Source organism: Streptomyces sp. AC558_RSS880 (genome assembly GCF_019049255.1).
Taxonomy (GTDB): domain Bacteria; phylum Actinomycetota; class Actinomycetes; order Streptomycetales; family Streptomycetaceae; genus Streptomyces.
In genome coordinates, this window is record NZ_JAGMUJ010000191.1 from 150,529 (window position 1) to 162,540 (window position 12,012).

General features: G+C 70.0%; 8 protein-coding genes. 1 reads left to right on the top strand and 7 read right to left on the bottom strand.

From position 1 onward, the window contains the following. Window positions 1–4: 4 nt before the first annotated feature. The 5 genes from KUM38_RS40385 to KUM38_RS40405 all read right to left on the bottom strand — a co-directional run bounded on the left by KUM38_RS40385 (window position 5) and on the right by KUM38_RS40405 (window position 7,769). Window positions 5–1,720 (bottom strand): carbohydrate-binding module family 20 domain-containing protein, encoded by a 1,716-nt coding sequence (locus tag KUM38_RS40385; protein ID WP_217137123.1) that lies wholly within the window; start codon window positions 1,718–1,720, stop codon window positions 5–7. Between the two features lie 623 nt (window positions 1,721–2,343). Beyond that, a complete protein-coding gene (locus KUM38_RS40390) occupies window positions 2,344–4,725 on the bottom strand; it encodes a glycoside hydrolase family 3 N-terminal domain-containing protein (RefSeq protein ID WP_217137124.1) in 2,382 nt (793 codons plus the stop codon). Then, complete coding sequence (locus KUM38_RS40395) at window positions 4,722–5,540, bottom strand: carbohydrate ABC transporter permease (RefSeq protein ID WP_217137125.1); 819 nt, start codon at window positions 5,538–5,540, stop codon at window positions 4,722–4,724. Before KUM38_RS40395 ends, KUM38_RS40390 begins: the two co-directional genes overlap by 4 nt. Further along, entirely contained in the window at window positions 5,537–6,454 is a 918-nt protein-coding gene (locus KUM38_RS40400; protein WP_217137126.1) for a carbohydrate ABC transporter permease, read from the bottom strand. The genes KUM38_RS40395 and KUM38_RS40400 overlap by 4 nt, the downstream gene beginning before the upstream one ends. 10 nt (window positions 6,455–6,464) lie before the next feature. Then, window positions 6,465–7,769, bottom strand: coding sequence for an ABC transporter substrate-binding protein (locus KUM38_RS40405; RefSeq protein WP_217137127.1), 1,305 nt, complete (start codon window positions 7,767–7,769; stop codon window positions 6,465–6,467). A 138-nt stretch (window positions 7,770–7,907) separates the two neighbouring features. Between KUM38_RS40405 and KUM38_RS40410 the strand changes: the two genes are divergently transcribed. Further along, the gene (locus KUM38_RS40410; RefSeq protein ID WP_217137128.1) at window positions 7,908–8,930 is read left to right on the top strand and encodes a LacI family DNA-binding transcriptional regulator; all 1,023 of its coding nucleotides are present in this window, start codon (window positions 7,908–7,910) and stop codon (window positions 8,928–8,930) included. A 626-nt stretch (window positions 8,931–9,556) separates the two neighbouring features. Here KUM38_RS40410 and KUM38_RS40415 read toward each other — a convergent pair. Together KUM38_RS40415 and KUM38_RS40420 are read right to left on the bottom strand one after the other, a co-directional pair. Continuing rightward, complete coding sequence (locus KUM38_RS40415; protein ID WP_217137129.1) at window positions 9,557–10,993, bottom strand: GH1 family beta-glucosidase; 1,437 nt, start codon at window positions 10,991–10,993, stop codon at window positions 9,557–9,559. A gap of 87 nt (window positions 10,994–11,080) precedes the next feature. Further along, window positions 11,081–12,004, bottom strand: a complete 924-nt coding sequence (locus tag KUM38_RS40420; protein ID WP_217137130.1) for a carbohydrate ABC transporter permease — start codon at window positions 12,002–12,004, stop codon at window positions 11,081–11,083. Window positions 12,005–12,012 lie beyond the last annotated feature (8 nt).

Below are 12,012 nucleotides of genomic sequence, written 5' to 3' on the forward strand. Positions count from 1 at the left end.
AACGTCAGCCGCGCCAGGTGTCGTTCAGGGTGATCTTCGTGGAGGTGACGGTCGCGGTGCGGTTGGCGCCGCTTTCCCAGGTCGCGTTCCCCGACGCGTCCTTGCGGATGTACTTGTACTCGAAGGAGGTGCCTTCGGGGAGTTCCACGTCCAGCTTCCACACCGGGTAGGCGGCGGGGTCGAGCTTGAGGGCGCTGCCGGGGTTCCAGTTGCCGAGTTCCGGCCGGTTGCCGGTCACGTAGATGTTCTGGCCCCAGGTGGTGGTGGCGTTGACGGCGAAGGACACGCCTGAGGTCACCGGATCGGGGTCAGTACCCCCGTCGCAGTTCCGGGCGTCGACGTGCAGGGCCAGGGCCGTGTCGGCGCCGAGGGCGGCGGTGAACCGGCCGGATCCGTCGACGGTGACGCCCCTGCCGGACTGCACGTCGCAGTAGTCGCCGGCGGGCAGGGAGGTCTGGAACGTGCGGGTCAGCGAGGAACCCTCGTGGTTGATGGCGACGTACGCCTTGGAGCCGCGTCCGAAGGCGATCTGGTCGCCGCCGTTGTCCCACCAGTCGGTCACGGACTGGCCGCGGGCGGCGTTGCGGAAGCCGACCATGGAGGAGATCTCGCGCCAGGCGTGCTGGCACTTCCAGCCGTCGCTGTAACAGGCGTTCACCTGACCGCCGCTCGGCGGTCCTGCGTCGCGGTCGGTGAACTCGTAGCCGGAGTGGACGTCGGGGTTGCCGTAGGGCCAGGCCAGCATGAAGACGTGGGCCAGGGTGTAGCCGGCGCCGTCCTTGTAGCTGAGGGTCTCGCCGTTGCGCTCGGTGTCGTGGTTGGCGACGAAGACGTTGGACTTGTCCGAGGACATGTAGCCCCAGGCTTCACCGAAGTTCTTCAGGTACGCGAGGTTCTCGCCGTTGAGGACACGCTTGAGGTCGCGTCCGTAGCGGAACTCCTGGACGTCGCCGCTGCCGAGGTACTCGCTCGGGGAGACCGCCTCGCCGGCGCCGTGGATGGCCTCGTGCTTCCAGTACACGTTCGGGTTGCCGAGCCGGGACTTGATGTCGGCCAGGTCACCGGCGGCCATGTGCTTGGCCGCGTCGATCCGGAAGCCGTCGACGCCCAGGGACAGCAGGTCGTTGAGGTAACCGGCGATCTTGCCCCGTACGTGGTCCTCACCGGTGTCCAGGTCGGCGAGGCCGACCAGCTCGCACTCCTGGACGTTGAAGCGGTCGCCGTAGTTGTTGATCTGCGAGGTGCAGTTGTCGAAGTCGGGCGCCGAGTAGACGCCCGGGTAGGTGTACTTGGTGTACGACGAGCCGCCGGTCCCGGTGCCGTTGCCTGCCGACATGTGGTTGACGACCGAGTCGGCGATGACCTTCACACCCGCCGCGTGACACGTGTCGACCATGCTCTTGAACTGTCCGCGGTCGCCGAGACGGCCCGCGATCTCGTAGCTGACCGGCTGATAGGAGGTCCACCACTGTCCGCCCTGGATGTGCTCCTGCGGCGGGGAGACCTGGACGAAGCCGTAGCCGGCCGGGCCGAGGGTGTCGGTGCACGCCTCGGCCACCGAGTCGAACTTCCACTCGAACATCACCGCGGTGACGTCCTTGTCGCCGGGCGGGGCGGCCTGAGCCGGTGCCGCGGTGACGAGGAGGCCGCCGGCCACGCCGACGGCGAGGGCGAGCGCCGCGGCGGTGGTTCTGCGTGCGCTGCTGGTACTCCGGTGCATGGAGTCTCCCGTGTGAGGATGCGGGTGTCCCGGGTGCCGGCCGACGGAGGACTGGGGAGTCGACCCACCCTTGCAATACGTTGCAGAAAGATGACTGCAAGATGTTGCGGTCGTGACCGTAAGGGCAGCGTTCAACCACCGTCAACCCCTCCGACATCCCCTCCCTGCAAGGCCCTTGACGTGACGTCAGCCGACCTGCGAGGCGAGCGCGTTCAGCGGCGGCGCGACAGAAAGTTGAAGCGAGACCCCTTTACGGCACTGTTCCGCGCCGGTAACTTGCCGCTGTCGTAAGAGATTTCTGCAACTTTCCGTTCGGACTTTCACCTTCTGGGTGCCCGATCCTCCTCCCCGTGGCCCCTCCCCCAGGGTCGCCCCCGCCACCGTCACGGCGGACAACATGGCGACCGCCCTCCACCTTTGATCTTGCGCGGTGCCCCGCTCTTCGGGGTGGGGGTGAAGCGCATCTCGGGACCACTCCTCCCTCGGCTGTGGGCACGGATCCGCGCTGTTGGACCGCGTCCGCGACGGCCGTCACACGACACGGACAGCAGTGACGGAGGCCGAGGCGACGCAAAACAGCCCCCGACCGGTACGGACCGGCCGGGGGCTGTGTCGGATCCGGCTCAGCCCTGTTCCACCGGCTCCTGGGTGAAGGACGCGTGGAAGCGGCGGGTGTGGTCCACCCGGCGTTCCGGGCCGGTCAGGGTGACCGTCGCCGTCAGGCGTGCGTCGGTGCTCGAGGCGGCCAGGCGGAGTTCCAGGTCACCGGGTTCGACGATCCGGCGGCCGTCACGTCCGGTGAAGGACGCCACGTCGGCCGGGACCGTGACGCTGACGCGGCGGGACTCCCCCGGCTCCAGCTCCACCCTGGCGTAACCGACGAGCCGCTGCACCGGCTGGACGACGGAGGCGACCGGGTCGTGCAGGTACAGCTGGACGACCTCGGTGCCGGGCCGTTCGCCGGTGTTGCGAACCGTGAGGGCGAGGGTGAACTCGCCGTCCGTGCCCGCCTCACGCGCGTCCACGGCGAGGTCGCTCCAGGCGAACGTCGTGTACGTCAGGCCGTGGCCGAAGCCGAACGCCGGCGTCGGGTCGATGTTGGACACCTCGCTGAGCTGGGCGAGGCGTGCGCCGAGGTAGGTGGTCGGCTGGGACCCCGGGCCGCGCGGCACGCTGACCGGAAGCCGTCCGGAGGGGTTGGTGCGGCCGCTGAGCACACCGGCGATCGCGTGGGTGCCCGCGACTCCGGGGAAGAAGGACTGCACGATCGCCGAGGACTCGGTGACGGCGCGGCCGAGCGCGTACGGCCGCCCGGCGAGCAGGACGGTCACCACCGGCGTGCCGGAGTCGAGCAGCGCGTCGAGCAGGTGCTGCTGGGCGCCGGGCAGGGCGAGGGACTCCGCGTCGCAGCCCTCGCCGCTGGTGCCGCGGCCGAACAGGCCCGCGCGGTCGCCGAGGACCGCGATAACGATGTCCGCGTCCCTGGCCGCGTCCACCGCCTCGCCGATGCCGGAGAGGTCCCCGTCGTCGACGCCGGTGCCGCGGACGGCGGTGATCTCCGCGTCGGGGAACTCGGCGGCCAGGGTGTCCCGCAGGGTGGGCAGGTCGATGCCGACCGGGACGTCCGGGTGCTGCACGCCCACGTGCTGGGGGAAGGAGTAGCAGCCCAGTACGGCGGTGGCCTCGGCCGCGTTGGGGCCGACCAGGGCGATGCGGCGGGGCCGGGCCAGCGGCAGGGTGCCGTCGTTGGTGAGCAGGACGACCGCCTTCTCGGCGATCTCACGGGCCAGTTCCCGGTTCTCGGGCCGGTCCAGGTCGATCTTGCCGCGCAGGGCGTCCGGGTCGTCCAGGTCCACGCCGTCGAGCGCGGGCGGCACCGGGCTCCAGTCCGGGTCGAGCAGGCCGAGCGCCGCCTTCTGGCCGAGGACGCGGCGCAGGGCGCGGTCGATGAGCTCCTCGGGGACGCGGCCGGCGGTGACGGCCTCGGCGAGCGGCGCGCCGAACGTCTTGACGGTGGGCAGCTCGATGTCGACACCGGCCTTCAGCGCGGCGCCCGCGGCCTCGGCCCAGTCTCCGGCGATGCCGTGCAGGGTCTTGAGGAAGGCGATGCCGAAGTAGTCGGCGACGACGGTGCCGTCGAAGCCCCAGGTGTCGCGGAGCAGTCCGGTCAGCAGGCTCTCGTCGGCCGCGGCGGGGACGCCGTCGGTGTCCGTGTAGGAGTGCATCACGGAGCGGGCGCCGCCCTCGCGGATCGCCATCTCGAACGGCGGCAGCAGGACGTCGGCCCGTTCGCGGGCGCCCATGGGCGCGGGGGCGAGGTTGCGTCCGGCGCGGGAGGCCGAGTAGCCGACGAAGTGCTTGAGGGTGGCGACGATCCCGGCGGACTCCAGGCCCTGGACGTACGCGGTGCCGATGGTGCCGACGAGGTAGGGGTCCTCGCCGATGGTCTCCTCCACCCGGCCCCAGCGGGCGTCGCGGACCACGTCGAGGACGGGGGCGAGGCCCTGGTGGATGCCGACGGACCGCATGTCGCGGCCGATGGCGGCGGCCATCCGGCGCACCGCGTCCGGGTCGAAGGTGGCGCCCCAGGACAGCGGGACGGGGTAGGCGGTGGCGCCCCAGGCGGCGAAGCCGGCCAGGCACTCCTCGTGCGCGACGGCGGGAATGCCGAAGCGGCCCGCCGCGGTGATGCGGGACTGGGTGCGCAGCAGGGAGAGCGCGCCGAGCGCCGGGTCGACGGGTGCGGTGCCGAAGGGGCGGGTCAGCTGGCCCAGTCCGCTGGGAAGGAGCGCGTCGAGGTCGACGGCCTCCTCCATGTCGTGCTGGTGCGGGGCGACCTCGCCGCCGTTGGCGGACGCGCCGACCCACACGCCGTACAGCTGGGCGATCTTCTCCTGAAGGGTCATCGCGCCGATCAGCGCGTCGACTCTGGCGGCGACGGGGTGGGAGGGGTCGTTCCAGAGGGGGATTTCGGGGGTGGTCTCTACGGCCACGTCGGCAGTCACTTTCCTCCGACGCCCATCAGACCCTGGACCAGGGCGCGACGGGCGAACAGGTAGACGAGCAGGATGGGCACCATGGACAGCACCACGGCTCCCAGCAGACCGGGGATGTCGATGCCGTGTTCGGTCTGGAAGTTGTACAGGCCGAGGGTGACGACCTTGGTGGACTCGGACTGGGTCAGGACGAGCGGGAACAGGAAGCCGTTCCAGGCCTGGAGCGCGGAGAAGACCACGATCGTGGACAGTCCGCCCCTCGACAGCGGCAGGACGAGCTGGAAGAACATGCGCCGCGGGGTGGCGCCGTCCATGGCCATGGCCTCGTACAGCTCCGGGGAGATGTCGCGCATCGCGCCGCTGAGGATCAGTGCCGACATGGGCAGGCAGAACGCGGCCGTGGGCAGGATGACACCCAGCAGGTTGTCGTACAGCCCGGCCTCGCTGATCAGGTAGAACATCGGCACGATGACGGCCTGGGCCGGGATGGCGAGGCCGAGCAGGAACAGCCGGAAGATCGCCGACGTGGCCCGGCCGCGGCTGCGGACGATCGCGTAGGCGAGCGGCGGGACCAGCAGCAGCACGATGCCGATCACACAGGCGGTGACGACGAGCGTGTTGAAGAAGTACTGGCCGAAGCCGGAGTCGAAGGCGCCGGTGTAGTTGTCCAGGGTGAAGCTGTCCGGGATGGAGACCGGGCCGTTCTCGGCGTAGTCCTGGCGGGTGCGCAGGGTCGCGGCGAGCATCACGTACAGCGGCAGGCCGACGACGAAGAGCCAGAAGAGCGAGCCGACGCCGGCCACGTAGTTCGGTCGGCGCCTCATGACACACCTTCCATGGAGCTGCGCATCTTGTCGTAGCCGGAGACCCGGACGACGATCAGCGAGATGATCGTGGACGCGACGACCAGGGCCAGGGCGATCGCGGAGCCGGTGCCGTAGTCGAAGCTCTTGAACGCCTTGTCGTACATGTAGTAGGCGCTGATGGTGGTGTCGGTGCCGGGGCCGCCCTGGGTCAGGATGAGGACCGTCTCGAAGGTGGTCAGGCCGCCGACGATCATCAGGATCATCGAGGTGATCATCGAGTTGCGCAGCTGCGGCAGCGTGATGTGGAAGAACTGCCGGTAGCGGCCCGCTCCGTCGATCTCCGCGGCCTGGTAGAGCACTTGGGGGATCGCGCGGGCGGCGCCCTGGTAGATCAGGGTGTGGAACGGGGTGAACTGCCAGGTGCTGACGAACGCCAGCACGCCGATGGCGGTGGCCTGTTCACCGAACAGGTTGCCGTCGCCGAAGAGCCAGGTGGCCTCGGCCGGGATGCCGAAGTTCGGGTCGAGCAGCGCCCGCCAGAGCACGGAGACGGCCGTCGCGGACAGCAGCAGCGGGATGAAGTAGATGACGGACAGTACGGCCCGGTTGCGCTGGTGACCGGCGGCCCAGACGCCGAGCACGATGCTCAGCGGCGTCTGGATGACCACGCCGAGCACGGTCAGGAGCAGGGTCAGCCAGATGCTCTTGAGCATCACCGGGTCGTCCATCAGGCGCGACCAGTTGTCCATGCCGACGAACTCGGGCGAGCTGAGCCCGTCCCAGGTCATGAAGGACAGCACCGCCACCATGATCAGCGGGGTGATCGCGAAGAGGGCGAAGAACACTGCGGCGGGCAGCGCCCAGGCGAAGCCGGGGCGTCCCACCTTCGTTGCGGACGAGGCGGGCCGGGCGCTCGTGATCTTTGTGGTCATGAGCCGTTCGTCACTCGGTGGGGAGGGCCTGCATGGCCTTGATGAAGCCGTCCGTGTCGAGCTGTCCGTTGAAGAACTGCTGGATGGCCTTGTGCATGTCCGAGCTGGCCTTCTGCGGGTACGCCTGGTCCCAGGAGAGCTGGAACGACGGGGCGTCGGCGACCAGGTCGTACTGGAAGCGCGAGTACTCGGCGTTGCCCGCGGTCTCGATGAACTTGTCGGTGTTGGTCGTGGTCGGCAGGTTGCCGATCTCCAGCTGCGCCTTGACGAACTCGTCGGAGTACATGAGCTTCAGGAACTCGGCAACGGCCTCGGGGTGCTTGGTCTTCTTCATCACCGAGTAGTAGTTGTTGGTGTTGCCGGCGACGTTGGTCGGGTCGCCCTTGCCGCCCTCGACGGTCGGGAAGGCGGTGTAGCCGAGGCTCTTCTCGGCGAACTCCGGGTGGTCCGTCAGCTGCTGGGAGTAGTACCAGGAACCCATCAGCTCGAAGCCGGCCTTGCCCGAGGCCAGCAGCTGGACCGAGCCGCCGTTGGTGTACTTGACGGAGTCGTAGTTCTTGCCGAAGGCGCCGGCGTCGACGAGCTCCCTGATCCTGTCCAGGGCCTTCTTCGCGTCCGGGCTCTCCCAGGCGCTCTTGTCGCCCCCGACGGCCTTCGCGAACAGCTCCGGACCGGCGATGCGGTCGAAGAGGTACTGGAACCACATCTGCGTCGGCCAGACGTCGCCGCCGCCGAGTGCGATCGGCGTGACGCCCGCGTCCTTGAGCTTCTCGACCGCGTCGAGCAGCTCGTCCCAGGTCTTCGGCGGCTTGATGCCCGCCTCGTCGAGGACTTCCTTGTTGTGGAAGAGCAGGACCGGCTGGGTGCCGCGCATCGGGATGCCGTACGGCTTGCCGTCGACGACGGCGTTGTTGAAGACGGACGGCAGGAACTTGTTCTCCAGGTCCGGGTTCTTCTTGATGAAGTCGTCGAGCGGCATCAGCAGGTCGGCCTTGACGAACGGCTTGATGCTGCCGCCGCCCCAGTTGTAGAAGACGTCCGGGGCCTGCGGGGTGTTGATGATCGTCTGCAGCTTCTTCTGGTAGTCCGCACCGGGGATGGTGTCGAGGACGACCTTGACGTCGGACGTCTTGTTGAACGTGTCGACGATCTGCTTCTCGACCTTGTTGGTGGCGTCCCCGTAGACCAGGACATGGATCTTGCCGTCGTTCGCCGACGCCCCGCCGTTCCCGTCGCCACAGGCCGAGAGGCTCAGTGCGAGGGTGAGCGTCGCACCGCAGGCGACCAGTCTGGGCAAGCGCGCACGTGTCTTCATCGTTCGCCTTTCGAAAGTTTCGGCATCATCACCGAAAGTCCATGCCGTGGGACAGTAGGTCAGACCCGTGTTTCGGTCAACGGTCGGAACCGTACTCACCCAAACCGTTATCGTCGCGCGGTGCCCTATCCTGCGGGTATGCACGATGACGACGAGGCAAGTGGCAGAGTAACCCTGGCCGCGGTCGCGAAAGAGGCCGGCGTTTCGATGCCGACAGTTTCGAAGGTCCTCAACGGCCGTTCGGACGTCTCCCGCGCGACCCGGGCCAAGGTGGAGCGGCTGCTGGAGGTCCACGGCTACCGCAGGCGCGCCCAGGCGGCGTCCCGCTCCCCGCTCATCGAGCTCGTCTTCCACGAACTGGACAGCATCTGGGCGATGGAGCTGATCAGGGGCGTGGAGAACGTCGCCAGGGAGAACCGCGCGACGGTGGTGCTCACCGAGAGCGGCACCCGGCACACGCCCGCGCCGGAATGGCTCCCGGGCGTGCTGCAGCGCAGGCCGCTGGGCGTCGTGCTGGTCTTCTCCACGCTCCCGGAGGACGTCAAGCGGCGGCTCAGGGCGGCGGCCATCCCCTTCGTCGTCATCGACCCGGCGGGCGACCCCGACCCGGACGTGCCCTCGGTCGGCTCGGCGAACTGGGCCGGTGGTCTCGCCGCCACCCGTCATCTCACCGAGCAGGGGCACGAACGGGTCGCGATCATCACCGGGCCCGAGGACGTACTGTGCTCACTGGCGCGCCTCGACGGCTACCGCTCGGCCATGGCGATGGCGGGTCTGGAGGCCGATCCGCGGCTGATGCGCTTCGGCGACTTCCACGTGCAGGGCGGCTTCGAGCACGCCATGGACCTGCTGGAGGGGCCGGACCGGCCCACGGCGGTCTTCGCGGGCAGCGACCTCCAGGCGCTCGGCGTGCTGGAGGCGGCCCGGGTCAAGGGCCTGCGCGTGCCGGAGGACCTGTCGGTGGTCGGCTACGACGACGTGCCACTGGCGCAGTGGTCGAGCCCGCCGCTCACCACGGTCCACCAGCCGCTGCGGCACATGGCCGAGGAGGCCGCCCGGATGCTGCTCCGCCCGGACGATCCCGGCACGGCCGCCCAGCGCATAGAACTGGCGACACACCTGGTGGTGCGGCAGAGCACGGCTCCGCCCAAGAAGGCGTGAGGGACGCGGGGCGGGCCGCTGAAGGGCGGCCGGCCCGGCGTGCGACGCCGTGTCGGCACGAGGCCGGGCCGGGGACGCGGCTCCCGTGCGTGCCGCCCACCGTCTCGCGCGGCCGGTGGGTGCGGCCTGGAGGGCGGTGGGGCGAGGCCGAGGAACGCAAGGGAGGTTCGAATGTTTCGAGGCCTCCCGGAATCACGCCGCCTCGGCGTATGAGCCGTCTCATGCGCCGTCAGCCCCCGGCAGTGAAGGCATGCGAGTCCCGCCCCCGGTCGATCGAGCCGAAACGTTGCGCGATTTCCGTTCGGGCCGCGTGCCGGTGGTCGCCGGGGGAGATTCCGCAGGAGCGCCGGAAGGCGCGGCTGAAGTCGGCGGGGTGACGGAAGCCCCGGCGGAGGCGGTCTCGCCGATCGCCCGCTCCCGCCTCCTGCTCGGCACGACCGCCTGAGGAATCGGCTCACCCCCGGGGGACCGGTGCGTGGACCGGTCCCCCGTTCCGGCGGCGCCACCGGAACCTTCTCCTCGTCGCCGGGGCGCCGCCCGCCTCCTGTGCCGTACCGGGGATCACTTGGTCCTCGGCACACGGCGCGGGGGGCATGGGCGCAGCGCGCGCCACCGCGCCCGTCCGGTCAGACGCCGGGCAGGACGCCGGTGCGGGCCACCTCGGAGTACCAGCGGGCGCTGGCCTTGGGGATGCGGGTGCCGGTCGGATAGTCCACGTAGACGGCGCCGAAGCGCTTGCCGTAGCCGTGGGCCCACTCGAAGTTGTCCAGCAGCGACCATAGGAAGTAGCCGCGCACGTCCACGCCGTCGACGATGGCCCGGTGGACGGCGGCCAGGTGGCCGCGCACATAGGCGATCCGCGCGGGGTCGTTGACGTTCCCGGAGGGGTCGGCGTAGTCGTCGAAGGCGGCGCCGTTCTCGGTGATGACCAGCGGCAGCTTCGGGAAGTCGGACGACAGCCGGCGCAGCAGGTCGTACAGGCCGGTGGGGTCGACGGCCCAGCCCATGGCGGTGGTGTCGCCGGGCGGCTGGTGGAAGGCGACCTTGTCGGCGCCCGGCCAGGGGCTGTGGACGCTGTTGCCGTGTCCGTCGGAGGTGTGGGTGCCGGTGCCGTCGGCCTCGGAGACGACGGTGGGCGAGTAGTAGTTGACACCGAGGAAGTCCAGCGGCTGGTGGATCCGCTCGAGGTCGCCGTCGCGCACGAAGGACCAGTCGGTGAGCGCGGCGGTGTCCTTGAGCAGGTCCTCCGGGTAGGCGCCCTGCAGCATCGGGCCGGTGAAGACCCGGTTGGCGAGCGCGTCGATCCGGCGGACCGCGTCGGCGTCGGCGTCGCTGCCGGTGAGCGGGCGGACGTGGTGGATGTTGAGGGTGACCGAGCACTGGGCGGCGGCGGGAAGGCGGTCGCGCAGCGCCTGGACGGCCAGGCCGTGGCCCAGGTTGAGGTGGTGGGCGGCGCGCAGCGCGGCGACCGGGTCGGTGCGGCCGGGGGCGTGCACGCCGGAGCCGTAGCCGAGGAAGGAGCTGCACCAGGGCTCGTTGAGGGTGGTCCAGGTCTTCACCCGGTCACCGAGGGCGTCCGCGGCGAGGGCCGCGTACTCGGCGAACCGTTCGGCCGTGGCGCGCTCGGGCCAGCCGCCGGCGTCCTCCAGTTCCTGCGGCAGGTCCCAGTGGTAGAGGGTGGCGACGGGCTGGATGCCCTTGTCCAGCAGCTCGTCGACGAGGCGCCGGTAGAAGTCCAGTCCCTTCTGCACGGCGGGGCCGCGCCCTGTGGGCTGGATCCGGGGCCAGGCCAGGGAGAACCGGTAGGCGCCCAGGCCGAGTTCGGCCATGAGGGCGACGTCCTCGCGCCAGCGGTGGTAGTGGTCGGTGGCGATGTCACCGGTGTCTCCGTTGCGGACCCGGCCCGGGGTGCGGGCGTAGGTGTCCCAGATGGACGGCGTGCGTCCGTCCTCGGCGGCGGCCCCCTCGATCTGGTAGGAGGCGGTCGCGGAGCCCCAGAGGAAGCCCTTGGGGAAGGTGCGGGCGGCGTCCGGGGCGGACGCGGTCTGCTGTGCGGTGACCACGTAAGTCCTTTCGGGGTAAGGGGGTTCGCAGGCGGGTGCCTGGTGGGGGGCAGGGTGGGGGCGGGGTGCGGGCCCGGGTGCGGCGGGTCAGCCCTTGACGGCGCCGGCCATGATGCCGCTGACGATCTGGCGGCCGAAGACGATGAACATCGCCAGCAGCGGCAGCGTGCCGAGCAGCGCGCCCGCCATGATCAGCGACTGGTCGCGGACGTAGCCCGCGCTGAGCTGGGTGAGGGCGACGGGGACCGTCGGGTTGGTCATGTCGAGCACCACGAACGGCCAGAAGAAGTCGTTCCACGCGTGCACGAACGTGATCATGAACAGGACGGCCATCGCGGGCCGCGCCACGGGCAGCACGATGCTCCAGAAGATCCGCAGCGAGTGCGCCCCGTCGACGCGTCCGGCCTCGACGAGTTCGTCGGGCAGGGCCTCGGACAGGTACTGCCGCATGAAGAACACGCCGACCGCGCTCACCAGCGTGGGGAAGATGACGGCGGGCAGCTGCTGCGACCAGCCCAGCTCGGACATCATCATGAACAGCGGTACGACGCTGAGCTGCGGCGGCACCATCATGGTGCCGATCACCAGCATGAGCAGGATGTTGCGTCCCTTGAACCGCAGTTTGGCGAAGGCGAATCCGGCCAGCGTCGCGAACATCACCGTGGACAGGGCGATCACGCCGGCCACGATCAGGCTGTTGATCATGGCCTTGCCCATCGCCGCCTCGTCCCAGGCCCGGGCGAGGTTGCTGAACAGGTTCGGGCCGGGCAGGAACGGCGGTGGTGTCTGGCTGACCCGGGTGTTGTCGGTGGAGGCCGCCACCATCGTCCAGTACAGCGGGAAGATCGACAGCACCGCCATGACGACGAGCAGGACGTAGGCGAGCGGGCCGGCGTGGTGCTGGCGGCCGGCGCCCTGGCGCAGCAGCCGGCGGCCGGCGCGGCCGGCCGGCTTCTCGACGGGGGTCCGGACCGGGGTCTCCGTCCGGACCGGGAGGCTGTTGGTGGTCATCGTGACTC

What these genes read in the sequence shown, in the direction of transcription:
- KUM38_RS40395 (WP_217137125.1), bottom strand. Translation starts at nt 5,540, where the DNA reads ATGAGGCGCCGACCGAACTACGTGGCCGGCGTCGGCTCGCTCTTCTGG.
- KUM38_RS40400 (WP_217137126.1), bottom strand. Translation starts at nt 6,454, where the DNA reads ATGACCACAAAGATCACGAGCGCCCGGCCCGCCTCGTCCGCAACGAAG.
- KUM38_RS40385 (WP_217137123.1), bottom strand. Translation starts at nt 1,720, where the DNA reads ATGCACCGGAGTACCAGCAGCGCACGCAGAACCACCGCCGCGGCGCTC.
- KUM38_RS40420 (WP_217137130.1), bottom strand. Translation starts at nt 12,004, where the DNA reads ATGACCACCAACAGCCTCCCGGTCCGGACGGAGACCCCGGTCCGGACC.
- KUM38_RS40410 (WP_217137128.1), top strand. Translation starts at nt 7,908, where the DNA reads ATGCACGATGACGACGAGGCAAGTGGCAGAGTAACCCTGGCCGCGGTC.
- KUM38_RS40405 (WP_217137127.1), bottom strand. Translation starts at nt 7,769, where the DNA reads ATGAAGACACGTGCGCGCTTGCCCAGACTGGTCGCCTGCGGTGCGACG.